The sequence below is a fragment of the Streptomyces sp. NPDC051582 genome (assembly GCF_040681715.1).
Taxonomy (GTDB): Bacteria; Actinomycetota; Actinomycetes; order Streptomycetales; family Streptomycetaceae; genus Streptomyces.
On the sequence record NZ_JBFAZJ010000012.1, the window covers coordinates 159,202 to 183,503 of the forward strand.

Annotated in this window: 22 protein-coding genes; 10 read left to right on the forward strand and 12 right to left on the reverse strand. The window is 72.3% G+C overall.

Annotated elements, in window-relative coordinates; translation table 11 throughout:
- Positions 1–94 precede the first annotated feature (94 nt).
- Positions 95–1,396, forward strand: a complete 1,302-nt coding sequence (locus AB0M92_RS17875) for a hypothetical protein (RefSeq protein ID WP_366103133.1) — start codon at positions 95–97, stop codon at positions 1,394–1,396.
- Between the two features lie 16 nt (positions 1,397–1,412).
- On the opposite strand, the gene AB0M92_RS17880 is transcribed toward AB0M92_RS17875, so the two are convergent.
- On the reverse strand, positions 1,413–2,834 hold the full coding sequence (locus tag AB0M92_RS17880) for a DUF2252 domain-containing protein (protein WP_366103134.1): 1,422 nt from the start codon (positions 2,832–2,834) through the stop codon (positions 1,413–1,415).
- Positions 2,835–2,935: 101 nt separating this feature from the next.
- On the reverse strand, positions 2,936–3,868 hold the full coding sequence (locus AB0M92_RS17885; protein WP_366103135.1) for a YhjD/YihY/BrkB family envelope integrity protein: 933 nt from the start codon (positions 3,866–3,868) through the stop codon (positions 2,936–2,938).
- Between the two features lie 253 nt (positions 3,869–4,121).
- Between AB0M92_RS17885 and AB0M92_RS17890 the strand changes: the two genes are divergently transcribed.
- The 9 genes from AB0M92_RS17890 (at position 4,122) to AB0M92_RS17930 (ending at position 13,154) form a co-directional block, all read left to right on the forward strand.
- On the forward strand, positions 4,122–4,814 hold the full coding sequence (locus tag AB0M92_RS17890) for a GAP family protein (RefSeq protein ID WP_366103136.1): 693 nt from the start codon (positions 4,122–4,124) through the stop codon (positions 4,812–4,814).
- A 183-nt stretch (positions 4,815–4,997) separates the two neighbouring features.
- Entirely contained in the window at positions 4,998–5,471 is a 474-nt protein-coding gene (locus tag AB0M92_RS17895) for a DUF6325 family protein (protein ID WP_366103137.1), read from the forward strand.
- A 45-nt stretch (positions 5,472–5,516) separates the two neighbouring features.
- Positions 5,517–5,813 (forward strand): SHOCT domain-containing protein, encoded by a 297-nt coding sequence (locus tag AB0M92_RS17900; RefSeq protein WP_366103138.1) that lies wholly within the window; start codon positions 5,517–5,519, stop codon positions 5,811–5,813.
- A gap of 58 nt (positions 5,814–5,871) precedes the next feature.
- Positions 5,872–7,251: a chloride channel protein gene (locus tag AB0M92_RS17905; RefSeq protein ID WP_366103139.1), complete on the forward strand. Its 1,380-nt coding sequence runs from the start codon at positions 5,872–5,874 to the stop codon at positions 7,249–7,251.
- Between the two features lie 121 nt (positions 7,252–7,372).
- The gene (locus AB0M92_RS17910) at positions 7,373–8,167 is read left to right on the forward strand and encodes an aminotransferase class IV (RefSeq protein ID WP_366103140.1); all 795 of its coding nucleotides are present in this window, start codon (positions 7,373–7,375) and stop codon (positions 8,165–8,167) included.
- Positions 8,168–8,594: 427 nt separating this feature from the next.
- Positions 8,595–8,684, forward strand: coding sequence for a K(+)-transporting ATPase subunit F (gene kdpF / locus AB0M92_RS17915; protein WP_366103141.1), 90 nt, complete (start codon positions 8,595–8,597; stop codon positions 8,682–8,684).
- Between the two features lie 8 nt (positions 8,685–8,692).
- Positions 8,693–10,357, forward strand: coding sequence for a potassium-transporting ATPase subunit KdpA (kdpA, locus tag AB0M92_RS17920; protein ID WP_366103142.1), 1,665 nt, complete (start codon positions 8,693–8,695; stop codon positions 10,355–10,357).
- A complete protein-coding gene (gene kdpB, locus AB0M92_RS17925; RefSeq protein ID WP_366103143.1) occupies positions 10,354–12,453 on the forward strand; it encodes a potassium-transporting ATPase subunit KdpB in 2,100 nt (699 codons plus the stop codon). The genes kdpA and kdpB overlap by 4 nt, the downstream gene beginning before the upstream one ends.
- A 23-nt stretch (positions 12,454–12,476) precedes the next feature.
- On the forward strand, positions 12,477–13,154 hold the full coding sequence (locus AB0M92_RS17930; RefSeq protein WP_366103144.1) for a potassium-transporting ATPase subunit C: 678 nt from the start codon (positions 12,477–12,479) through the stop codon (positions 13,152–13,154).
- Positions 13,155–13,277: 123 nt separating this feature from the next.
- On the opposite strand, the gene AB0M92_RS17935 is transcribed toward AB0M92_RS17930, so the two are convergent.
- From AB0M92_RS17935 to AB0M92_RS17980, 10 genes are all read right to left on the reverse strand, one after another.
- Entirely contained in the window at positions 13,278–13,634 is a 357-nt protein-coding gene (locus AB0M92_RS17935) for a VOC family protein (protein ID WP_366103145.1), read from the reverse strand.
- A gap of 9 nt (positions 13,635–13,643) precedes the next feature.
- Positions 13,644–14,849 (reverse strand): PP2C family protein-serine/threonine phosphatase, encoded by a 1,206-nt coding sequence (locus AB0M92_RS17940; RefSeq protein ID WP_366103146.1) that lies wholly within the window; start codon positions 14,847–14,849, stop codon positions 13,644–13,646.
- Positions 14,850–15,200: 351 nt separating this feature from the next.
- The gene (locus AB0M92_RS17945; protein WP_366103147.1) at positions 15,201–15,467 is read right to left on the reverse strand and encodes a hypothetical protein; all 267 of its coding nucleotides are present in this window, start codon (positions 15,465–15,467) and stop codon (positions 15,201–15,203) included.
- Positions 15,468–15,596: 129 nt separating this feature from the next.
- On the reverse strand, positions 15,597–15,935 hold the full coding sequence (locus AB0M92_RS17950) for a metalloregulator ArsR/SmtB family transcription factor (protein WP_366103148.1): 339 nt from the start codon (positions 15,933–15,935) through the stop codon (positions 15,597–15,599).
- A 159-nt stretch (positions 15,936–16,094) separates the two neighbouring features.
- Positions 16,095–16,469, reverse strand: coding sequence for a hypothetical protein (locus AB0M92_RS17955; protein WP_366103149.1), 375 nt, complete (start codon positions 16,467–16,469; stop codon positions 16,095–16,097).
- A gap of 214 nt (positions 16,470–16,683) precedes the next feature.
- Positions 16,684–19,212, reverse strand: a complete 2,529-nt coding sequence (locus tag AB0M92_RS17960) for an acyl-CoA reductase (RefSeq protein ID WP_366103150.1) — start codon at positions 19,210–19,212, stop codon at positions 16,684–16,686.
- Entirely contained in the window at positions 19,209–20,435 is a 1,227-nt protein-coding gene (locus AB0M92_RS17965; protein ID WP_366103151.1) for an acyl-protein synthase, read from the reverse strand. Before AB0M92_RS17965 ends, AB0M92_RS17960 begins: the two co-directional genes overlap by 4 nt.
- Positions 20,432–21,568, reverse strand: a complete 1,137-nt coding sequence (locus tag AB0M92_RS17970; RefSeq protein ID WP_366103152.1) for a GNAT family N-acetyltransferase — start codon at positions 21,566–21,568, stop codon at positions 20,432–20,434. Before AB0M92_RS17970 ends, AB0M92_RS17965 begins: the two co-directional genes overlap by 4 nt.
- Positions 21,565–22,920, reverse strand: a complete 1,356-nt coding sequence (locus AB0M92_RS17975) for an MFS transporter (protein WP_366103153.1) — start codon at positions 22,918–22,920, stop codon at positions 21,565–21,567. Before AB0M92_RS17975 ends, AB0M92_RS17970 begins: the two co-directional genes overlap by 4 nt.
- Positions 22,917–24,191 carry an AMP-binding protein gene (locus AB0M92_RS17980; RefSeq protein WP_366103154.1) on the reverse strand — a complete coding sequence of 425 codons (1,275 nt, stop codon included), beginning with the start codon at positions 24,189–24,191 and terminating at the stop codon, positions 22,917–22,919. Before AB0M92_RS17980 ends, AB0M92_RS17975 begins: the two co-directional genes overlap by 4 nt.
- Positions 24,192–24,302: the final 111 nt, after the last annotated feature.

The following is a 24,302-nucleotide window of genomic DNA, read 5'->3' on the forward strand; positions in this document are numbered from 1 at the left end:
TCCCGACGCTCCCCGGCACTCACCCGGACGGGTCCCTCCGCTCGCCGGACGGCGCGGATCGGGATTGCGTGGGGTTCGACCTCGGGAGGCCGCAATGCCGGACGACGAAAGCCAGGGCGAGCTCGCCGCACTGCGGGCTCGGATTGCCGTGCTGGAGGCCGACGCCTCCCGGCGCACACCACAGCGGCCACGGCACCGGCTGCGCGCGTTCTTCTCGGCGCTGCTCATCGTCATCGGCTGCGTCCTGGCCCCGCTGGGCATCGTCGCCGCCTGGACGTCCGACATCGTGGGTGACACGGACCGCTATGTCGCCACGGTCGCCCCGCTCGCCTCCGACCCCGACGTGCAGGCGGCCGTCGCGAACCGGGTCACGGGCGCGCTGATGGAGCACCTCGACCTGCCCAAGCTGCTGGAGGGCGTGGCCCCTGACGACCGGCCGCTGCTGGAGAAGGGTCTCGGCAAGCTGGGCGACGGGCTGGAGGGAGCGGTCCGCAGCTTCGTGCACGAGAAGGCGCAGGACGTCGTCGCCTCGGACGCCTTCGAGACCATCTGGACCGGCGCGAACCGTACGATCCACACCTCCCTCGTCCGCGCCCTCACCGGCAGCAACGAGGGGGCCGTACAGATCAAGAACGACTCGGTGACCCTCGATCTGGCCCCGGTGATCGAACAGGTGAAGACGCGTCTCGTCGACGCCGGGCTCGGCGTCGCCGGGAAGATCCCCGAGATCCACACCGACTTCACCGTGCTCCGGTCGGACGACATCGGCCGCGTCAAGACCGGCTTCCGGCTGCTCGAACTCGCCGGTCTGTGGCTGCCGGTACTGGCCGTCGTCCTCGCCGCCATCGGCGTCCTGCTCTCCGCGCACCGCCGCCGCACCCTCATCGCGTCCGCCCTCGGCTTCGCCGCGGCCGCGCTCATCCTGGGGATCGCCCTGACCGTCTTCCGTACGGTCTACCTCAACGCGCTGCCCGACACCGTCTCGCAGCCGGCCGCCGGGGCCATCTACGACGCGTTGGTCCGCCTCCTGCGCATCACGATCCGCATGGTCGTGCTCCTCGGCGTGGTGCTGGCCCTCGCCGCCTGGCTCTCGGGGCCGGGCCGGTACGCCACGGTGGTCCGCCAGGTGTGGCACTCCGGCATCGCGGCCACCCGGGCCACGGCCGACCGGGCGGGCCTGCGTACGGGCCCGGTCGGCGCGTTCGTGGGCCGCTACCGGCGCTGGATCACCTGGATCCTGGTCGCGGCCGCCGTCCTCGCCTACGTCCTGTGGCCGCACCCGACCGGCTGGGTCGTCGTCGGCCTCGCCCTCGCGCTCCTCTTCGCCCTCGCCGTGACGGACTTCATCGCCGAGGACGCCGCGCAGGACCCCGAACTCACCCGGACGACCCCCTGAGGCCCGGCGGGCGAACTCACGCCGACTGCGCCGCCACCCGGCCGGAGGCCACCGCCTGCGCCAGCGCCTGGTGGTCGCGCTCGTTGCGGTCCGCGTAGGCCTCCGCGAACCGCACCAGTGCCCGGTCGAAGACCTCGCCCCGGCCCAGGTAGGCGGCGATGGCTATCCGGTCCCCGGAGCGGGCGTGCGCCCGGGCCAGCGTGGTGCCGCAGACGTCGCCGAACGCCTTCATGCCGAGCGGCAGCATGAGCGCCGGCTCAAGGCTTCCCTTCCAGTCCCGCAACTGCCTCATGTAGAAGTCGCGTTCTCGCCCGTCGATCCCCTGCGCCCGGTGCCAGCCCAGGAAGATGTCACTGGCGGCCTGCATGAGGCGCTGCCCCGCCACCACCCGCTCGCCCTGCATGACCTGCTCGCAGGGACCGGCGTACGGGGCGAGGACCGACTCCCCCGCCTCCTTGGCCTGGAGGATCAGCGGGTCGCCGCCGTCCCGCCCCAGGAGCAGGATGATCCAGCACCGGGTGCCCACGCTGCCGACGCCCACCACCTTGCGCGCCATGTCGACGACGGTGAACTCCCGCAGCAGGTGGCGCCGGTCGGAGGACAGGGTCTGCCCGTACTGCTCGACCAGTTCGCGGATCTGCTCCTCCAGCACGCCGCGTTCCTGGTCCGGAAGCAGCTCCGAGAGCGGAGTGACCAACGGCGGCAGCGACCTGAACCGGGGCTCGCCGGAGACCGTCTCGGTGAGTTTCCCGGCGGCCTGAAGGCTGTCGCGTCCGCGGGCCTTCTCCAGTGCCTCGGCCAGCTGCTTGCGGCCGCGCGGACGCAGTTCGGTCGATGCCAGCGCGCGCAGCTGCTCCGCGTCGATCCGCGCGTACCAGACGTCGAGGTTGCTCATGGCCGCGTAGCGGCGCATCTGCTCGCGGTAGGACCTGCCCGCGGACTGGACGATCACGGCGCGCTCGCGCTCGCTGAACCCGTTCTCCCTGCCCGCGACGGCAAGGCTCACGACCAGCCGTTTGACATCCCATTCCCACGGTCCGGGCAGCGTCTCGTCGAAGTCATTGATGTCGAACAGCAGATTCCGCTCGGGGGAGCCGAGCAGGCCGTAGTTCAACATGTGCGCATCGCCGCACAGTTGGACCCGCAGTCCCGAATCGGGTGTGCGGGCCAGGTCTGCGGACATGACGGCGGCCGCGCCGCGGTAGAAGCGGAACGGCGACTCCACCATCCGGCCGTAGCGGATCGGCACCAGGTCCGTCACCCGGCCGGCCGATTGCCCTTCGAGTACGTCCACCGGATCCTGCCGCTTCGCGGGCGGCTCGAAGTCCCCCTGCCCGGAGCGGGGCGCCCTGCGCCGGGCGGCGCGGCCGCGCTGGGCCCGCTCCTCGGCGGACAGTCGGCGCATGTCCTTCTCCGCACTCGCGGCATACCTTGCCATCGCCGTGCACCTCCAGGCCGCACCCGGCCCCCTGCTGCCCAGCATGGCACTCCCCGGCGGGCACTGCCGTACGGCGGGGCCCGATGCCCGGGCGTCGGCACTCAGCCCTGCCGCGACCCGTGCCGGTTCGGGACCGGACTGCCCAGGCGGCGGGCGAGGAACGGCTCCTGCGCCAGGACGGCGCCCACGGTGACACCGACGGCGACCGCCACGCAGAGCACGATCAGCCACGACAGGAGGACGAAGACCGAGCCGGCCGAACCGTATTCGCTCAGCGCCCGGTTGAGGGCGCGCGGCATGTAGAAACCGGCGGTCACCGACAGGGCGGTCATCGCGCCACCGGTGAGCAGGGCGCCCGGCAGCAGGGGCAGCCAGGGGACGAGGCGGCCCAGCAGGAGGTGCTGGGTCCACCACCACACCGCGGTCTGGAAGACGAACGTGAGGGGGACTCCCACCCAGAGCCCGATGCCGAACCCGCTGCGCACCGGTTCCTGCACCACCAGCAGACAGATCCAGCCGGCGATCCACACGAGCCAGCGCCAGACCGCGATCCTGACCCCGGTCCTCGGGATCTCCCAGGCCCGCTTGCACAGTCTCTGCATGGCGCGGCTCACGGCGGTCGCCGACAGCAGCACCATGAGGGACCCCACCACGCCCACGGCGTTCTGGAGTTCCGCGTCGGAGCTGCCGAAGACCGACTGCAGTTGGTCGCTCGCCGCGCCGTTGAGCCCGAACACGGAGCGGATCGAGGCGGCCATTTGCCGGCGTACCCGCTCCGGGGCGACCGACGCGACGACGAAGACCAGGGGAACGGCGGTCAGGAAGCACTGCGCGGCGAGCCGCGTCGCCGAATCGAAGATGTTCACCGACACCATGCGCTCCGCGATGTGGGTGATCACCGGGAACCGGGTCTCCGCGCGGCGCTGCAGCCGCCGGGCGGCGATCGTCGCGTTGCGCGAGCGGGTCCGCCACCAGGTGGGGTGCGGGGCGCCGCGTGTGCGCTTGCCGGACGGCGTGCGCTCGCCGGAAGGCATCAGCCCACCGGGGAGGGGGTCGGCGCGGAGGAGGGCGGACGGCCGTACGCCCACGACTGCACCGGCGGAGCGGTCGTCGTCATGGGGTCTCCTTCGTCTGCGTCCAGGTTGGAGGATGCGGTCGAGGGCGGCATCTTGAACGGCGCCCGTGGTCGGCGGCGGACGGCGGCGCCGGGCGAAGGTGTCGAGGACGGGTTCCGTGCGTAGGGTCGTCGTGGTACGTCGTCGCACGCCGTCACACGATGGGGGCGCCATGGTTCTCGACCTCATGCTGATCGCGCTGGCCATCACCCTCTATCCCCTGCCCCTCATGGCGTTCGCGCTCGTGGTGTCGTCCGCCAGGGGCGTGTGGAAGGGCCTCGTCTTCGTTCTGGCCTGGCTGGCCTGCCTCGTCGCGGTGATCGCCGTCGTCCTGGCGGTGACCGACGGCCAGCCCCCGCCGCCGCGCTCCCCGCCCGGCGTGGCCGGGCTGGCGGCCAAGCTGGCCATCGGGATCGGACTCGTGTTCTACGGCCTCCACCGCCGGCGCCTCATGCGGGCGGGCGCCGCCTCGGCGGACGCCCCCGCCGCGCCTGGTCGGGCGGGGCGCAACGATCCGTCCGGCGGAGCGACGGCCGCCCTCGACGGAGGCTCGCTCTGGGCCTCGGCGGGCCTGGCGGTACTCGTCCAGCCGTGGGGCATGGTGGCGGCGGGCGCGACGACCGTGCTCGAAGCGAACGCGGCGCAGCCGGCCACCTACATGGCCCTGTTCGGCTTCTGCCTGCTCGCGAGCGCGAGCCTGCTGGCGGCCGAGCTGTACATCGTGTTCGCCCCCGAGGTCGCCCAGGCCCGGCTGCTGCGTCTGCGCGGATGGCTGACGGAACACGCCCAGCAGGCGATCGTGGTCCTCTGCCTGGTGCTCGGCCTGTGGCTGACCGGCAAGAGCCTCTACCAGCTGACCAGCTGACCAGCTGACCATCGACCGGTCGACTCGTGGGACCGGCGGCTTTCCGAATGTGCGAAGGTGCCCTCCCGGTGCTGGAATGGGCTTAGGCGACCGTCCCTCCTGCCCATCGCGTGCCGGAGCCCACAGCCCGCGGATCAGCCGCCGACGCGACGTCTTCCCTCCCCCAGCACGACAGGAGCAGCCATGAGCAGCGAGGCCGAGGAATCAGGCGGGTTCGGCGGCATCGACGACCTGGGGCCCGTCGACTACGCCGTGATCGAGTTTCCGGGCAACCGGATGACGGGCCAGGGACTGCCCATGCTCGTCGATCTCGTGGATCGCGGCATCATCCGCATCTTCGACCTGGTCTTCGTCCGCAAGGACCTGGACGGTTCGGTGACCGCGGTGGAGCTGCAGGACTTCGGCGACGAGGTCGACCTCTCGATCTTCGAAGGGGCCTCGTCCGGCCTGCTGGACCAGAGCGACATCGACGACGCCGGCACCGCTCTGGAACCCGGCAACTCGGCGGGGATCATCGTCTACGAGAACACGTGGGCGGCGCCGTTCGCCCGTGAACTGCGGCGCGGAGGCGCGCAGCTCGTGGCCGCCGGCCGGATTCCCGTCCAGGCGCTGCTGGCTTCGCTGGAGGCGATGGAAGTACCGCCCGGCGACGAGTGAGAACGACCGCAGCCCTGCTCCACCGCACCCCTGGAGATGAGCACCATGCCCGGACTTCTTCGCGGAGTCGCCCGTACGGCCGTCATCGCCGGCACCGCCACCGCCGTTTCCAACCGGGTGTCCCGGCGGCAGGCCGGACGCTGGGCCCAGCAGGAGGCGCCCCAGGAGGCACCGCAGGCCGCGGCCGCACCGCCGCCCCCCGCACCGGCCCCGGCCCCGGCACCTGCCGCCGACGACATGACCACCAGGATCGACCAGCTCAAGCAGCTCAGCACCCTGAAGGAACAGGGCGTCCTGACCGAGGAGGAGTTCACCGAGCAGAAGCGCCGGCTCCTCGGCTGACGGAACACCCTGTACCGGACTCTCCGGTGAGGGACGTGGGACGGGAGGGAACGGCCCCATGACGCAGCCGACGCAGCCGAGTCCGGATCCGGGCCCGCAGCCGCCCTCGCGGCCCGCGGAAGCCCAGCGGCTCGGCGAGCTGCTCCGCACTCCCGGATACCGCAAGACGCTGGTGTTCTGTGGACTCATCGGCATCCCCGTCTCGCTGGCCGCGTTCTGGTTCCTCGCCGCGATCCAGAAACTGGAGGGCCTGGTCTGGGTCGACCTCCCGCATGCCCTCGGCCACGACGCTCCGCCCTGGTGGTGGCCCCTGCCGCTGCTGCTGCTCTCGGGCGTCTGCGTCGGTCAGATCGTCACCCGGCTCCCCGGGGCCGGCGGGCACATCCCCGCCACCGGCCTGCACCCGGGCGGTCCCGGAGCCGCGGCCCTGCCCGGAGTGATCCTCGCGGCCGCGTTCAGCCTGCCGCTCGGCGCCACGCTCGGTCCCGAGGCCCCGCTGATCGCGCTGGGCGGCGGACTCGCGGTGGCACTGCGGCACCTCACCGGAACGCCGGAGACGCCGATGAGCACCGCGCTGCTGGGCGCGGCCGGATCCGCCGCGGCGATCGCCACCATCTTCGGCAATCCGCTGATCGGCGCGGTGCTGCTCATGGAGGTCGTGGGCGTGGGCGGGCCCCAGCTGTTCGCCGTCATGCTGCCCGCGCTGCTGTCGAGCGGGATCGGCTCGCTCGTCTTCACCGGGTTCGGCCGCTGGACCGGACTGAAGACCGGCGATCTGTCGCTGAAGTCCTCGGGCATGCACTTCCCCCGCCTGGACGTCGGTGACGTGGTGTGGTCGATCCTCCTCGCCGCGGCCCTCGCGGTCGGCATTCACCTGATCCAGTTCGGCGGACGGCTGACCGCCGTCCAGGTCGCCAAACGCCCGCTGATCGTCACCGCCGTCTGCGCGCTCGCCGCCGGCGTCTGCGCCGCCGCCTATTCCCTGGGCACCGGCCGCTCCCCCGCGGACGTGGCCTCCTCCGGCCAGGCCACGATGGCCGAGCTGGCCGGTGACCCGCACGCCTGGGCCGTGGGCGCGCTGGTCGCCGTACTCCTCTGCAAGGGCGCCGCCTTCTCCCTGTGCCTGGGCAGCCTGCGGGGCGGCCCCATCTTCCCGTCGCTGTTCCTCGGCGCCGCGGCGGGCGTCCTGTGCTCGCCGCTGCCCGGGTTCGGTGTCGGCGCCGGACTGGCGGCCGGCATGGCCGCCGCCACCGTGAGCGCGCTTCGGCTGCCGGTCAGCAGCGTGGTGCTCGTGGTGCTCGTGCTGGGCAGCACCGAGATGATCCCGGTGGCGATCCTCTCCGCCGTCGTGGCGCTGGTGACCATCGAACTGCTGCCGCCCGGCCCCGCGATCCCGCCCGTCGGCCGCATGCGGGTCTCCGCGCCGCCGGCCCCGTAGCCCGCCCGCCCTCGCACCGTGGCGGTGGCCGGCCCGGGGGGCGGCTCGTGCGTGCCGGGGATCCGGGTCGCCGCGTCCGTCGTACGACGTGGGGCGCTCCGGCGGCGGGCAGACTGCCGGTATGGCTTCCCTGAACGGCTCCCCCGCCTCCCCCGCGGCCTTGCAGGCCCTCGCGCTGACCAACTACGGGCACTTCACCACCATGCGGGTGGAGGACGGCGGGGTACGGGGGCTGGGGCTGCACCTCGCCCGGCTGGTCGGGGACTGCCGGGCGGTGTTCGGGGCGGAGCTCGATCCCGAGTGGGTGCGGGAGTGCGTACGCACGGAGGCCGGGAGCGGGCGGGCCGGGAGGTTCATGGTGCGGGTCACGGTCTTCGACCCCGAGCTGGATCTGACGGCCCCCGACCGGGCGGGGCGGCCGGGCGTGCTGGTGACGACCCGGCCCGCTGCCGGGCCCGACGACCGGCCGCTGCCGCCCCTGCGCGTCCAGCGGCTCGCCTTCCACCGCGACGCGCCGACGGTGAAGCACGTGGCGCTGTTCGGGCAGCTGCGGCTGCGGCGGGCGGCGCGGCTCGCCGGGTTCGACGACGTGCTGTTCACCGGCGCGGGCGGGCTGGTCTCCGAGGGCTGCACCTGGAACGCCGGCTTCGTCGACGAGGCCGGGACCGTGGTCTGGCCGGAGGCCGAGGTCCTGCCGGGGACCACGATGCGGCTGCTCCGGGCCGCCGGCGGCGGGCACGTCACGGAAGCGGTGACGGACGTCCGGCTGCGCTCGATGCGGGCGGCGTTCGCGACGAGCACGGGCTTCGGCGTACGGGCCCTGGCGGCGGTCGACGACATCGCGTTCCGCGCCGACGACCCGGTGATCGGCGCGCTGCGGGAGTCCTACGCGGCCGTACCGCTGGAGCGCCTGTAGCGGAGCGGAGCCCTGGGATCGGGCCGGCCGCCGTCGTCACGGCCCGCGCCGCGCAGGCCGGCGCCGCCCCGGCCACGGCCGGCCCGGCCACGGCCCGCTGAGAGCCGCTCCCGGGCCGCTCCCGGGCCGCTCCCGGGCCGCTTCGGGGCCGGCTCCGGGCCGCTTGAGCCCGTGCGGCGCCACGCTGCCGACGCCCCGGGGACGTTCCGCGTCAGGGCGGCATCAAGAGATCCCGCTCACCCGTATGGAGCCCGTCAAGAGGCCTTAATCCCCGCCTGAGCTCGCGGTTTGCTCTACATCGGCCGTCTGGCCGAAATCCATTTCATCACTTCATCCAGGAGCTCACGATGGCCGATCTGGCCTTCGTCGTCACCACGGTCGCGGTGTTCGCGCTGGTGGCTCTCATCGCCCGGGGGGTGGCCAAGCTGTGACCGCCGAGAACATCGTCGGCCTGATCGTGGCCGTCTCCCTGCTGGGCTACCTCGTCCTCGCCCTCGTGTACCCGGAGAGGTTCTGAGCACCGACATGAGCCCCGTAACCGCCGGTGTGCTGCAGCTGCTCGCGCTCGTCGCCGCGCTCGCCCTCGCATACCGTCCCCTCGGCGACCGCATGGCCCGGGTCTACTCCTCGGAAGAGCACCACCGTCCGGAGAAGTGGATCTACAGGGCCATCGGCGCCAACCCCTCGGCCGAGATGCGCTGGCCCGCCTACCTGCGAGGCGTCCTGGCCTTCTCCGCAGTGAGCGTCCTCTTCCTGTACGCCCTGCAGCGGCTCCAGGGCAGCCTGCCCGGCTCCCTCGGCTTCGTGTCGATCGACCCCGACCAGGCGTTCAACACCGCCGCCTCCTTCGTGGCCAACACCAACTGGCAGTCGTACGCCGGTGAACAGGCCATGGGCCACGTCGTGCAGACCGGCGGCCTCGCGGTGCAGAACTTCGTCTCGGCCGCGGTCGGCATGGCCGTCGCCGTGGCGCTCGTACGGGGCTTCGCCCGCTCGCGTACCGGCGAACTCGGCAACTTCTGGTCCGACCTGGTGCGCGGCACCGTCCGGATCCTGCTGCCGATCTCCGTGATCGGCGCGCTGGTCCTGGTCGCCTGCGGCGTCATCCAGAACTTCGCCGGAATCCACGAGGTCGGCCAGTTCACGGGGGCCGGCCGGCAGTGGAACGGCGGGGCCGTGGCCTCGCAGGAGGTCATCAAGGAGCTGGGCACGAACGGCGGCGGCTACTTCAACGCCAACTCGGCCCACCCCTTCGAGAACCCCACCCCGTTCTCGAACCTCTTCGAGATCTTCCTCGTCCTGCTCATCCCGTTCGCCCTGACCCGGACCTTCGGCCGCATGGTCGGCAACCTGCGCCAGGGCTACGCGATCCTCGCCACGATGGCGACGATCTGGCTCGGGTTCACCGCGCTGATGATGTGGACCGAGTTCGCCCACCACGGACCGGCGTTCGACCTCGCCGGCGGGGCGATGGAGGGCAAGGAGACCCGCTTCGGCATCGGCGGCTCGTCGATCTTCGCCGTCGCGACCACGCTGACCTCCACCGGTGCGGTCAACTCCTTCCACTCCTCCTACACCGGCTTCGGCGGGGGCATCGCGATGCTGGGCATGCAGCTCGGCGAGATCGCGCCCGGCGGCGTCGGCTCCGGCCTCTACGGCATGCTGATCATGGCGATCATCGCGGTGTTCATCGCGGGCCTGATGGTCGGCCGCACCCCCGAGTACCTGGGCAAGAAGATCGGCACCCGCCAGATCAAGCTGGCCGCCTGCTACATCCTCATCACCCCGGCGCTGGTGCTCTGCTTCACCGCCGCCGCGATGGCGCTGCCGACGCCCGGCAACTCGATGGCCAACCCGGGCGCGCACGGATTCTCCGAGATCCTGTACGCCTACACCTCGGGCGCCAACAACAACGGCTCCGCGTTCGCGGGCCTGAACGCCGACACGCAGTGGTTCAACAGCACCATCGGCATCGCCATGCTGCTCGGCCGCTTCCTGCCGATCGTCTTCGTCCTCGCGCTGGCCGGCTCGCTCGCCGAACAGCAGCCCGTCCCGGAGACGGCGGGCACCCTCCGTACCGACAAGCCGCTCTACGCGGGCCTGCTCGTCGCAACGATCGTCATCATCACCGGTCTGACCTACTTCCCCGCCCTCGCGCTGGGTCCGCTCGCTGAAGGGCTCGCCTCATGAGCACCATCACCCCCACCCGTGCTCCGCACGAAGACCTGCCCACCGGACACGAGAGCCCGGAGGGGCGAGTCGGCGGCGGCCTGTTCGACCCCGGGGCGCTGCTCAAGTCCTTCCCCGACGCGGTGAAGAAGCTCGACCCGCGCGTCATGGTGAAGTCGCCGGTCATGTTCGTGGTCCTCGTGGGGTCGGTGGTCACCACCGTCCTCGCCGTCAAGGACCCGACGGACTGGTTCGGCTGGGCGATCACCGCCTGGCTGTGGCTGACCACCGTCTTCGCCAACCTCGCGGAGGCCGTCGCCGAGGGCCGCGGCAAGGCCCAGGCCGACACCCTGCGCAAGGCGAAGACCGACACCGTCGCCCGCCGGCTGACCGACTCCGGCGAGGAGCGGGTCCCGGGTGCGGAGCTCCGCATCGGCGACCTGGTGGTCTGCGAGGCAGGCGACGTCATCCCGGGCGACGGTGACGTCGTGGAGGGCGTCGCGTCGGTCGACGAGTCCGCGATCACGGGGGAATCGGCCCCGGTGATCCGCGAGTCGGGCGGTGACCGAAGTGCGGTGACCGGCGGTACGAAGGTCCTCTCCGACCGGATCGTCGTCAAGATCACGACGAAGCCCGGCGAGACCTTCATCGACCGCATGATCGCGCTCGTCGAGGGCGCTGCCCGGCAGAAGACGCCGAACGAGATCGCCCTCAACATCCTCCTCGCCTCCCTCACCATCGTCTTCCTGCTCGCCGTCGTCACCCTTCAGCCGTTCGCGATCTACGCGGACGCCGAGCAGTCGATGATCGTGCTGACCGCCCTGCTGGTCTGCCTGATCCCGACCACCATCGGCGCGCTGCTCTCGGCCATCGGCATCGCGGGCATGGACCGGCTCGTCCAGCGCAACGTCCTGGCCATGTCGGGTCGTGCGGTCGAGGCCGCCGGCGACGTGTCCACCCTGCTGCTCGACAAGACGGGCACGATCACCCTCGGCAACCGCCAGGCCGCCGAGTTCGTCCCGGTCAGGGGCACGGCGGAGACCGAACTGGCCGACGCCGCCCAGCTGTCGTCGCTGGCCGACGAGACCCCCGAAGGCCGCTCGATCGTGGTCCTCGCGAAGGAGAGGTACGGGCTGCGCGAGCGCCACCAGGGCGAGCTCACCCGGGCCGAGTGGATCGCCTTCACCGCGCAGACCCGCATGTCGGGTGTGGACGTGGACGGCAAGAAGACCCGCAAGGGCGCGGCCGGTTCGGTCATCAGCTGGGTCAAGGAGCGGGGCGGCAGCGTCGCCGACGACGCGGACCTCCTCGCCGACCGGATCGCCGAAGCCGGCGGAACGCCGCTGCTGGTGGCGGTCGAGGACGAGAAGGGGGCCCGGATCCTCGGTGTCATCCACCTCAAGGACGTCGTCAAGGAGGGCATGCGCGAGCGGTTCGACGAACTGCGGCGCATGGGCATCAAGACGATCATGATCACGGGTGACAACCCGCTGACCGCGAAGGCGATCGCGCGGGAGGCCGGCGTCGACGACTTCCTCGCCGAGGCCACCCCCGAGGACAAGATGGCCCTCATCAAGCGGGAGCAGGCGGGCGGCAAGCTGGTCGCGATGACGGGTGACGGCACGAACGACGCCCCGGCCCTCGCCCAGGCGGACGTCGGCGTGGCGATGAACACGGGCACCTCGGCCGCCAAGGAGGCTGGGAACATGGTGGACCTGGACTCCGACCCCACCAAGCTGATCGAGATCGTCGAGATCGGCAAGCAGCTCCTCATCACGCGGGGCGCGCTCACCACGTTCTCCATCGCCAACGACGTCGCGAAGTACTTCGCGATCATCCCCGCCATGTTCGCGGTGGTCTACCCGGGCCTCGACAAGCTCAACGTCATGGGCCTGCACTCGCCCGACTCGGCGATCCTGTCCGCGGTCGTCTTCAACGCGCTGATCATCATCGCGCTGGTGCCGCTCGCCCTGAAGGGCGTGCGGTACAAGCCGACCAGCGCCGACAGGATGCTCCGCCGCAACCTCGGGATCTACGGACTCGGCGGCCTGATCGCCCCGTTCGTCGGCATCAAGCTCATCGACATGCTCATCACCCTCATCCCCGGGCTCGCCTGAATTAGGAACGTGCTGATACCGCCATGAACAACTCCGTCGGCAACACCGCCCGTCTGCTGGGCGCCGGACTGCGTGCCCTCCTCGTCCTGACCGTCATCTGCGGCGTGGTCTACCCTCTCGCCGTGACCGGCATCGCCCAGATCGCCTTCAGCGACAAGGCCAACGGCTCGGAGATCAAGGACGAGAGCGGCCAGGTCGTCGGCTCCTCGCTGATCGGCCAGACGTACGGCCTGCCCGAGCACGACGCCGACGATCCGCAGCAGGCGGCCGAGCCGGACCTGAAGTGGTTCCAGCCGCGCCCCTCCAACGGGCTCGGCTCCAACAGCGTCAACACCCGGTACTCCCTGGTCCTCTCCGGCGCCACCAACAAGGCGGGCGACAACCCGGACCTGGTCAAGCTGGTCACCGACGCCAAGAACGCCGTGATCGCGGACAACTCCACGGCGACGTACGAGGTCGAGCCCTCGGACGTGCCGGCCGACGCCGTCACCTCCTCCGGCTCCGGCCTCGACCCGCACATCTCCCCGGAGTACGCGAAGATCCAGGTCCACCGGGTCGCGGAGCGCAACCGTCTCGGCGTCGAGCAGGTCGAGAAGCTGGTGAAGGAGAACACCGACGGCCGCACGCTCGGCTTCATGGGTGAGCCCCGCGTCAACGTCCTGGAGCTGAACACCGCGCTCAAGGCACTGACCGAGGGCTGAGGCCGTCCTGCCCGGCCGGACGGTACCGTCATCGAGCCGGGCATGGGCTACCGCTTCGAACCCCGACGGACACGGCACAGCCTTGACGTCCCCCGCAGGGCCCGCCGTCCCGTACGCGGCCCCCTACCGGCGGCGGGAGGACAGGACGCAGAACTCGTTGTCCTCGGGGTCGGCCAGGACGACCCAGGTGACGTCCTCGCCCTGGCCGATGTCGGCCGGGCGGGCGCCGTGTTCGAGGAGGCGGGCGACCTCCGCCGCCTGGTCGTCCGGGCGGAAATCCAGGTGCAGGGGGCTCTTCGCCCGCTTCGGGCCCGCCGCCCGTACGAAGAGCAGCCCGGGCGTCCGGTCCGGCTCGGGGCGGATCTCGTACTCCTCCGGCGAGTCGTCCACGACCACCCACCCGAGCGCCCGCGCCCACCAGCGGCCCAGCGCGGCCGGGTCCCGGGCCTCGACGATCGTCTGCTCCCACTCCAGCGGCATGCGGGGATCCTACGGCCTGCGCGGGCGGACGCGGGCGGCGAGTACGGCGACGTCGTCCTCGGCGTGCCGCGCGTCCAGAGCGGCGACCACCGCGTCGACCATCTCCGCCACCGTCTCCCCCACCGGCAGCCGCAGCCCGGCCAGCCGGGCCAGCGAGACGTCGATGTCCTCGCCGCGCCGCTCCACCAGCCCGTCCGTGAACATCAGCAGGGTCTCCTCGGTGGTGATCCGCCGGGTCACGCCCTCGTAGCCGCCGACGCCGGTGCCCAGCGGCGGCCCCACCGGGACGTCGACCAGGACCGCCGTGCTGTCCTCCCCGAAGATCGCCGGCGGCAGATGGCCGGCGCTGGCGAAGTCCGCGACCCCGCGCGCGGGGTCGACCCGTACGAGCAGACAGGTGGCCGGCCGCCGGGCCGGGTCCTCGGCCACCAGCGCGTCCAGCTGGCGCAGCACGCGGTGCGGGGCGAGGTCCGTGGAGGCCACGTCGCGCAGCGTGGAGCGGTAGGCGTTCATGTCGACGGCGGCGTCGAGCCCGTGGCCCATGACGTCCCCGACCACCAGCAGCGTGCGGCCGAAGTGGAGCCGGACCGTCTCGAACCAGTCCCCGCCCACCAGCGCCCGGGTGCCGACCGGCAGGTAGCGGCTGGCCGTCTCCAGGTTGGGATGCGGCCGTCCCGGCTCCGACACCAGCGCCCGTTGCAGGTTCAGGGCCGTGTCGGCGGTCGCGGCCAGCTCCCGGGCGTGGCCGAGGTGCATCGCCGCCAGCCGGGCCGTGAAGTGGACCGTCGCCGCCTCGTGGTCGCTGAAGCCGCCGCCGGCCCGTACGGCGAGCACCGCGCCGTAGACCCGGTTCCGGGCCGGCAGCGGAACCGATACGAGGTGCACCCGGGTGCCGCCGGAGGCCACCACCCACTCGGAGAGGGGGTGGTGGCCGTCGATGGCGCGTACGGACGGCGACTCGCCGGTCTGCACGTTCAGCAACGCGACGGCTCCGGCCACCGCGATCCGGTTCAGCCCGCCGTCCTCGGACCGCAGGTCCACCGCGACGGCGTCGCACAGGTTGCGGAACAGGAAGCCGGCCAGCTCCTCGCAGACGGCGTTCTCGTCGAGGCTCGTCCCGATCTGCTCGGCCGCGGCCTCCGTCGTGCGCAGCCGCGCGCGCAGCGCCTCGTACTCCCCCGGCGGCCCGGCGGACCTCCCGTCGTGCTCGGACAAGACACCTCCCCGGCCCCGGCAGCCGAAGAAGCCATTCCACCAGCACCACCGGCCGCGCGCACGTGCGCCGCGCCCGACCGGGACGGAGCGGGAGCCGCCCACGTGACCTCGCGGCCACGGACTCGGCGGCGGTTTCGGCGAGCGCCTCGGCCCGCTCCCCCGCGCCCTGCGCCTGCGCCTGCGCCCTGGTCGGCGGGAACCACTGCATCTCGGGCAACGGGCCCGTGCCCACCGCGAGTTCCAGGTGGCCGACGTGGCGCAGGAACCGGCCGACCACGGCCGCGGCGGCCGCGTTGTCCCCCTGCGGAGGACGGGCACCGACCACGTCGGCGACGATCCGAACGGCACCCCTCAGTCGGCGGCGAGTTGGGCCACCCAGCCGTACGGGAGCTCCTCGCCGTCGACCGTCACCGCCTCGACGGTGCGCGTTTCGGGGTCGATGTCGGCCTGTACGCCCTCGCCCGCGTACCGCGGATATCCGGAGGCCCCGAATTCACCGGTGGCCTCCACCAGGGCGGTGCGCAGCACGCCCCGCCGGGCGGAATCACCCGGCTCGGCGAGGCCCGGACGCAGGGCGACGGTGTACTGGGCAGGGTGGGACGCGGGGGAGGAATCCATGCGCCCCAGGCTAGCCACCGACCGGCCGCCGACCCGGTATCCCGGGCCCGTGGCCCGTCCGCGTCCCCCGGCGCTCCCGACGCCCCGGCAACGGCAACGGCCCCGGACCGACCCCGCCCCGCCCCGCGACTAACGGCGCGGGTCCACTTGGCGGAGTTCGGCCAGGAGTTCGCTCTGACCCGCCAGGAGTTCGGTCAGGATGCGGCGGGCCGCGCGCAGGAGCTCGGCCACGTCGCCTCCCGCGAGGGCGTAGGTGACGGTCGCGCCGTCCCGCGTGGAGACGACGATGCCGGAGCGGCGCAGGACCGCCAGTTGCTGGGACAGGTTCGAGGGCTCGATGTCGATCTCGGCGAGCAGATCGCGCACCGGCATCGGACCGTCCTGGAGGAGCTCCAGGACGCGGATCCGGACGGGGTGTCCCAGCATGCGGAAGAACTCGGCTTTCGCCTGGTACAGGGGTACCTGCATGCCCACGAACGCTCCCGCCGTCACTCGGACCCGTGCTTCCGGCTCCATCATTCCGCCCGATGGGCCCACGCACGCCCCTGCTTGACCAAATTCGGATGTGCCGGATTGAAGAGTTCTTCAATTCATGGGCGTGCGTGGACCCGGGACGGCGGACGCTCCCTAGAGCTCCAGCGCGGATTCGATGCGCTTGAGCTGATGCCGGGCCATGGCCAGATTGGAGTTCGCCTTGTTCAGGACCACGTACAGGAACAGCCCGTCGGTTCCCCGACCCCGCAGCAGCCGAATCAGGTGGTACTGATTCCCGAGGGTGATCAGCAGATCCTCGATCTCGTCGTTCAGACCCAGCATTTCCATGGTGCGGACCTTGGCCCGGATCACGTCCGTGTTTCCCGCCGCGGCGACCGCGAGGTCGAGGTCCTTCCCGCCGCCGAGCGTTCCCAGCGCCATTCCGCTGCCGTAGTCGACGAGGGCGACCCCCAGGGCCCCCTCGATCGAGGTCATCGTCTCCTTCAACGAGACTTCCACATTCGCCATCGTCGCCCGCTCCCTCATCTACGCGTTCACGGCCGGAGTCCGCCGGCGCGGCACACCGGACCACTTGTGAGGCCGACGCTACTGAGCGTGCGTGGAAAGATGAGGAGAACGGGAGATTTGACGGAAAACCTCCCATCCTCCGTCTAAGATTCGCCCGGCGCACGAGTGATCACGCCGCCCCCGCCCCCGCCGCGGCGGCGCGGAACCGCCGGGGCTACCGCCTGCCGTCCACCACCGCCAGCAGCTTGCCGCTGGTCGCCGTACGGTCCAGGTCGGCACCGTCCACCACCTCGACCGTGAAGTCGAGCAGCTTCTCCGCCACCGCCGACCGCACCTCCGGGTACGCGGCCAGGAAGGCCTCCCGCGCCCGCTCCGGATCCGGGGCGTGCGCGCTCTCCAGCCGTACCGTGAGGCCCTCGCGGGCCGACCCGGCCGTCAGGACGGCCTGGAGCTCGCCGCCGTAGCCGAGCCGCTCCCCCGCGATGGCCACGAAGCGGCGGTAGTTGAGGAAGTACGTCGCCACCCGCATCACCTCGCCCAGCCGGCCCAGCAGTTCGAAGCGCGGGGCGTGGCTCGCGCAGGGACAGCGCCCGGGCAGCGCGCGCCCGAGGTCGCCGATCACGTACCGGTCGAGGTGCTGGCCGCGCCGGGCCCGGGTGGTGAAGACGAGCCGGCCGGTCTCCCCCGGAGCCACGGGCCGGTCCTCGTCGACGTCGACGATCTCCAGCGTGTGCAGGTCGGCGTGGAGGTGGTGGACGCTGCCGCCGCTCTCCGCGCACTGGTAGCCGAGCGGGCCGAGGTCCGTGCTGCCGTAGGTGATCGAGTGGATGACCTCGATGCCGAACGTCTCGGTCAGCGTCCTGCGCTGTTCCTCGGTGAAGTGCTCGCCGCCGTAGTAGATCTTGCGCAGGCCCCCGTACGAACGCAGCAGGTCCGCCTCCTCGTGCAGGAGCTGCCAGAGGTACGAGGGCATGCCGAACAGCGTGTCCACCTCGTACGCGGCGATCATCTGCGCCGTGGCCCGGTGGTCGGCGCCGGCGGCCATCGGCATCTGGACACCGCCGAGCCGCTCCAGGATGGAGAAGAAGCTGATGAACCCGCCGTACATGCCGCCGCAGTAGAAGAGGTTGGCCGTACGGTCGCGGGCCGGGTCGTAGCCGGCGGCGAGCAGGCCGCGGGCGGCGGCGTGCATCTGCGTGTCGTAGTCCTCGTACGTGAACAGCGACAGCGCGGGCGTACCGGTGCTGCCCCCGCTGCGGAAGTACAGCTCTGCGTCGCTCCGGTCGACCCCGCGGTTGAGGTCCTGGACGGCGGCCTTGTCCAGCAGCGGCCCGGTGGGCGGCGGGAAGAGCGCCGGGCGGGCGAGGTCGTCGAGGCAGGCGGTGGTGGTGAAGCGCGCGTCGGCCTGGACGGCCACCCGGCGGCTGTAGCGCTGGAGGGCGTAGACGCCGTCGTGCGGTTCACCGGAGTAGCCCGCGGTCATGGCCCCGACGGGGGTGACGCGGGTGGCGCCAGCGGCCAGCGCCAGGCCGGAGAGCTCCGCGACGTCGGTACGGCTGCCCGCGATGCCCGCCGTCTGGAGGTAGCGGCGCATCGGGCGCAGCGTCGCGATGAGGTCCTTGCGCGGCAGCGGCTTGACCCAGACGCTGCGGTGCAGCGGCGAGGCGGTGAGCGCCGGGCGGCTGTCGGCCATGACCCGCCAGGTGCCGTCGGGGGCGGCCAGGACGCGGGTCAGGCCGAGGTGCTCCTCCAGGCGGGCGAGGTGCTCGGTGGTGGTCAGTTCGGCGTACTCGGCCGGGTCGAGGTCGCGGTCCGGCGCGGCGGGCGCGGGCTGCTCGGCCAGCGCGGTGGCGAGACGCCCGGCGAAGGCGTGGAGGACCTCGGTGTTCCCGGGGTCGGTGTCGAGGTAGACGACCTGCGGGCTGGAGCAGGCCTGCTGCTCGAAGAGGCAGACGTCACCGGCCAGCGCGCTCAGCGTCGCCTCGTCGGCCCAGGCGTCCTCGGTGAGGTACGCGAAGGAGATCTTGTGCCCCCACTCCACCAGGCGGCAGCCGGCCGGGACATGGGCGGCGACGCCCTCGACGGCGCTCTCGCCGCCCCAGACCGCGACGGCGTCGGCGGGCGCGCACATCAGGCGCAGCCATTCCTGCCGGGAGGAGGGGAAGCGGAGCACGATGATGCGCTCGGCGAGGGCGCCGGTCGGGTCCTGCGCGGCGAGTTCGGCGAGGAGGTGCTGGGCGAGGAAGGTGTCGGAGCTGCTGGTCTTGAGGACGTTGACGTTCCCTGCGAGGAGTCCCTCGATCAGGCTGAGCGGGGCGACGGTGGCGGCGTTGCCGGGGGCTATGTGGGCCACCAGGCCGACGGGCGCCCAGGCTTCGTAGACCGTCTCCTTGGCGTCGGGGCGGGTCAGCCGCTGCGGGGCGGTTCCGCCCAGCTCGCGGCGGAGTTTGCGGGTGAGGGAGGGACGGCCGAGGAACTCGGCCAGTTCGGCCAGGAGTTCCTCCCGGTCCGCGTCCGTGCCCTCGGGCAGGTGCGGGCCGAGCCGCTCCTGTATCCGGTGGCCGGGGTTGCGCAGGGCGCGGGAGAGCGCGTCGCAGGCGGCCAGGACGGTCTCGGTGTCCAGGGGCGCGGCGAGCGCGGCCTCGACGGCCGCGGGCAGGGTGGCCAGCCGGCGGGCGGCCTCCTCGTCCCCGATGAAGGTGCCCTGCCAGTAGTGGTGGTTGAGGTTGATGGTGTCGGTCATGACATTCCCTTCATCAGTTCGGCGGCGGCCACGGCACAGCTGCGGTTGCGGCTGACGCCGGCGCGGCCGTGGATCGTGAACCACGGGGTGGTCAGCTCGCACCCGCACTCCTCGCCCGGGTGGAGCGAGGCGAGGTCGCCCATGACCACGCTCTGCGCCGGTACGGAGGTGATGTACGGGGACACCAGGTGCAGGTATCCGCGCTCGCCGTACGGGAGGGGTTCGAGGGTGCGGGTCGAACGGATGAAGACGCGGGACCAGACGGGTGCGTGGAGGTTGTGGTGGGAGCACTCGATGTACGGGATGCAGTGCTCGACCGAGCCGAAGGTGTCCCGGATCCGCTCGGAGGGGACGCCCAGCTGCTCGGTCACCCGGGCGTACAGCTCGTGCTTGCCGATCTGCCGGTCGGTGTGGCCCTTCCAGCCGCCGCCGAGGATGATCAGGGAGCCTTCCGGCAGCTCCAGCGGCGGGAGCCCCATGGCCCGCATCCGCTCCAGCGTGAACCAGAGGAAGGCCGGGAAGCCGAGGATGCGTACGGGTACGTCCTCCTCGGCGAAGCGGCGCAGCGCGGCGACGCAGCCGAAGGGGTCGAACTCGTGCCCGTTGCCGGTGTTCCGCAGGGCGTACTCGACCTGCCGGGCCGGGGCGAAGTCGCACAGGTAGTTGTCGGTGAACGAGGTGCCCAGGTTGAGGTCGCGGGCGGGCTCGTAGCTGTAGAGCAGGTAGTTGACCGGCTGCTCGGGGGTGATCCAGCCGTTGTGGTCGAAGATGCGCGCGACCATGCGCTGGGCGGAGCGGATGGTCCACTCGTCGAAGAACATCTGCGACTTCTGTCCGGTGGTGCCGGAGGAGGTCAGGTGGAGGTGGACCTGGTCCTCGGGTATGGAGAGCACCTCGTGGCGCTTGAAGAAGTTCGCGTGCACCAGGGGCGCCCGGTACGGGGTGTCCGGCCGCGCGCCGTCGTCGTACAGGCTGCGGAAGAACGGGGAGCGGTCGCGGTGCCAGGCGTTGGTCTCCGCCATGGCGGCGGCGAACAGCTGCTCCTCGGCGGGGCCGCAGGTGTAGGGGTCGGTCAGGTCGCAGAGCTGCTGCACCCGGGCGAGGGCGGTGGCGTCGGGGACGTCGACGGGGTCGAGATGGGGTTTCGAGGGGGGCGTGGGCGGTGCGGCGGAAGGGGCCGTGGACTCGGCCGTGGAAGGGGAAGGGGTCACGAAGCGGGTCATGAAGCAACCTCACGTACGGGCAGATGCGTCGACGCCCAGGCCGACACATAGGAATCGAGGAAGGGCCGGAGCGGCGGGTCGACGACGAGCCCGCGGAAATCGACGTGTTCGGCGGTGCGGGACATCACCACGTAGTCGTGGAAGCCGTCCCCGTCCCGGCGCATGGCCGGATACAGGGCGCCGGCGATGAAGCCCTGGGCGGCGAAGGCGGAGAGCGCGGCGTGGTGTTCGAGCGGTACGAGCGCCTCGACGTAGCCCGCTCCGGCGCGGGTCAGGGTGCGGGTGACCGGTTCCAGCCAGCCGGCGGCGGCCGCCGGGTCCGGGTGGGCGGTGACCAGGGCGCAGTATCCGCCGGTGCGGTTGAGGTAGGCGTACACCTCGAATCCGCCGTCGTCGGGGGTGAGCAGGATGTTGGGGGTGTGCAGCGGGTAGAACCAGCGGCCGGTGTCGGGGAAGTGCTCCTTGAAGCGGCGGCGGACGAAGGCCGGCGCCTCGATCATCTCCAGCCGGCGCGGGGCGGGCCCGGGGGCCACCGGCAGCGGCGGGGTCGGCCGGACGTCCGCGTAGCTGATGCCGAGGCCGGCTTCGGCGGTGCGCAGCAGGGGCAGCAGGGAGGCGGGCACCTCGGCGACGGGGACCCGGCGGTCCAGTACACCGGGCGAGTGACGCGCGTAGAGCGCCAGGCTCTCGCGGCTGCTGAGATCCACGGCGTTGGGCAGGATGCCGAGCGGGCGGAAGCCGTTGCGGGCCACGACGCGCTGGGGTCCGGCGCTGACGGTGCGGACGGTGGCGTACACCGAGTCCAGCTCTCCGGCGTCGAGCGTCCCGGCGCAGACGGCCTCGGTCAGCTGCCCGGCGAGCCCGGAACCGCGCTGGTCGGGGTGGACGGCGAGTCCTTCGAGGCGGCCGACGCGGCTGCCGGGCTCGCTGTGGACCGCGGCCGATCCGGCGAGGGCGCCGGTGCGGGGGCAGCGGGCGACGAGCCAGAGGGTGTGCGGGTCCTGGATCAGCCGGGACATCTCGGCGGGGTCGGTGCCGAGGGCGGTGGGGTAGTGCGGTCCGTAGACGGCGTAGTAGAGCTGACGGAGATCGGCGATGTCGGCCGGGGTGGCCTGCTCGATCGCGGCGGTCATCGCACGCCTCCTGCGGGAGTGGGTTCCGGGGCCGCGGCGGGGTCGGGGGCGCCGAGCGGTTCGGGGGCGCCCGCCGGGCGGGAGTGTCCGGGCAGCAGGGCCAGGGCGAGGGCGGCGGGCACGAGTCCGGCCGCCTGGATCAGGCACAGCGTCTGGGCGCTGAAGTGGTCGCCGAGGAAGCCGAAGAGCAGCGAGGCGACCGGGAAGGTCGCGCCGAGGACGGCCTGCATGACGGCGAAGAACGCGGGCTTGTCGGCGGCCGGGACCAGCCGCTGGAACAGGGCCACGAAGCGGACCCCGATCACCCCGACGCACCAGCCGGTCAGCAGCAGGGACCCGGCGATGACGGGCCGCGCGGCGATCAGGCCGGGGACGGCGAGCGCCGCGGCCATCGCCCCCAGGCAGGCGGTGCCGACCACGGCGGGCCGGCCGGGCACCCGGGCCCCGGTGAAGGAGCCGACGAGCGTGCCCACGCCGAGCGAGGCCTCCAGAAGGGCCACGGTGGCGCCGTCGCCGTGCAGGACGGTGGCGGTGTACAGCGGCATGACGACGAAGACGGCCGTGGTGAAGAGGTTGGCCGCGGTGAAGCAGAGCAGGATGCCGCGGACGTACGGCATGGAGCCGAGCAGGCGGCGCAGTGTCCGGCGCGGCGCGTCCTGCCCACCGGCGGAGTCGGCATCGGCATCGGCATCGGCATCGGGGTGAGCGGCGGTGCGGAACCGTACGGTCGCGATGAGCAGGGCGGCCGTGGCGTAGGCGGCGGCGCATCCCACGGCGAGGCCGGCGACCCCGGCCGCGTCCACGACCAGGGCGCCGAGCAGGGCGCCGCCGAGGCTCGCCAGCGACTGGGTGGACAACTCGAAGCCGGTGGCGGCCTCGATGTCCGCGTCGTCGACGAGCTCGGGCACGGAGGTGGTCAGGCACGGGTCGAAGAAGGCCTGGCAGGTCGCCAGGGCGAGGGCGGCGCCGTAGGCGGCGGCGACCGGGAGTTCGCTCGCGCCGGCCCAGACGGCCAGCGCGGCGGACGCGGCTCCCGCGCCGCCGGCGGCGGTGCGCAGCAGCGAGCGGTGGGCGAAGCGGGCGATGGCGCGGGCCACGAGCGGGGCCAGGACCACGGCGGGCAGAGTGCTGACGGCCATGAACAGCCCGGCCGCGAGGCCGCCGTCGCCGGATGCGGCCTCGCTGATGAGCCACCAGGAGATGCCCACCTGGAACATGCGCACGCCGGCCTGGGTGAGGACTTGGCCGAGCCATACGGTGCCGAAGGCGCGGTTGCGCAGGACGAGGGGCAGCCGGCGGCCGGGGGCCGCGGTCGGGGACGGGGGCTGCGTCGGTGTCGGTGTCGTCGTCACGAGGTCGGCCTTTCGTCGAGGACGCGGACCAGCTTGCCCGTGCGGGGGTTGACCACCAGGTCGCGGTGGCGGACCCATTCGACGCGGAGCGGGTGCACGAACCCGGCCCCGACGCTGTCGGGGTAGAGCGGCCGGGCGGTGTTGAGCCCGGTGACGACCGCCTCGGCGAGGAGCTCCAGGCCGGCCGGGCCCTGGCCGGGGGCGGTCGCCAGCCGCAGTACGAGGCCGTCGCGGCCCTCCCAGCGGCGTACGACGAGCTGCGTCCCGGTGACGGAGCCGTGGGTGTCGGCCTCGGCCACGGCGTTCGTGACGTCCTGCCCGTACAGCGACACGGGCCCGACGCGTACGCCTTCCTCGGCGCGGCCGAGGATGCGGAAGGCCCCGCCCTCGGTGCCGGTCCACTCCGCGCGGTCGCCGGCGGGATAGCGGATGACGGGCATGAGGCTGCGGTAGAGCTGGGTGACGACGACCCGGCCCGGGCGGCCCGCTTCGCGGATCGGCTCTCCGGTCGTGTCGTCGAGGATCTCGACGAGGGTGTGCGGGTCGAACGGGCGGTGCGTACGCGTGTCTTCGTCCGGGCCGGGCACCGGGCGGCCCAGGAGGCCGCCGTCGACGCTGGCGTATCCGAGCGAACGGGGTGTGGCCTGTGGGAAGGCGGCCGCGAGGAGACGGCGCTGGTCCTCGAAGAGGGCTTCGCCGCCGAAGAACAGGAACTCCACCGCCGGCAGTTGGCGGCCGGCGGAGGTCAGGTGCTCGGCGAGGCGGCACAGCGTGGTCGGCGTGCCGGCGAGCACGTCGGCGGCGAAGTCCTCGATGGTGGTGAGCGTCGAGTCGACCGGTGCGCCGCCGCCTATGGGGAGGCGGACGTTGGCGACGGGTGCGTGTGCGAGCGAGTCCAGGATGAACAGGAAGCTGGCGTAGAGCTCACCGGCGTAGAAGAGGTCGGCGACCCGGTGCCCGGGCCGCAGGCCCGCGTCGACCATGCCCGAGCCGAAGGCGGTGACGAACTCCCGCCATTCCTCACGGGTGTAGCAGGAGAAGCGCGGGGTCCCGGTCGTACCGCCGGTCTTGAACGCGACGGCTTCCCCGAGGGGGGCGGTCAGGACGCGGTTGTCGTGCAGGGTGTTGGCGGCCCAGAACGCGTCCTGGTCCACGACGGGCACGTCGGTGATCCGGCTCACGTGCGGTGGCAGGTCCGCGTAGAGCTCGGCATAGAAAGGGGAATGGTCGCGGGCGAAACGCACGAGGTCTGAAAACTGCTGGACGGGCATGCTGCCTTTACCTCGAAAGATGAAAGATGAAAGTTGAAATGGGTGGGATGCAGTCGCCGCGCGCGTCGGGGAGTGGTGGAACTCACACCACTCTCATCCGTTGATCAGTCA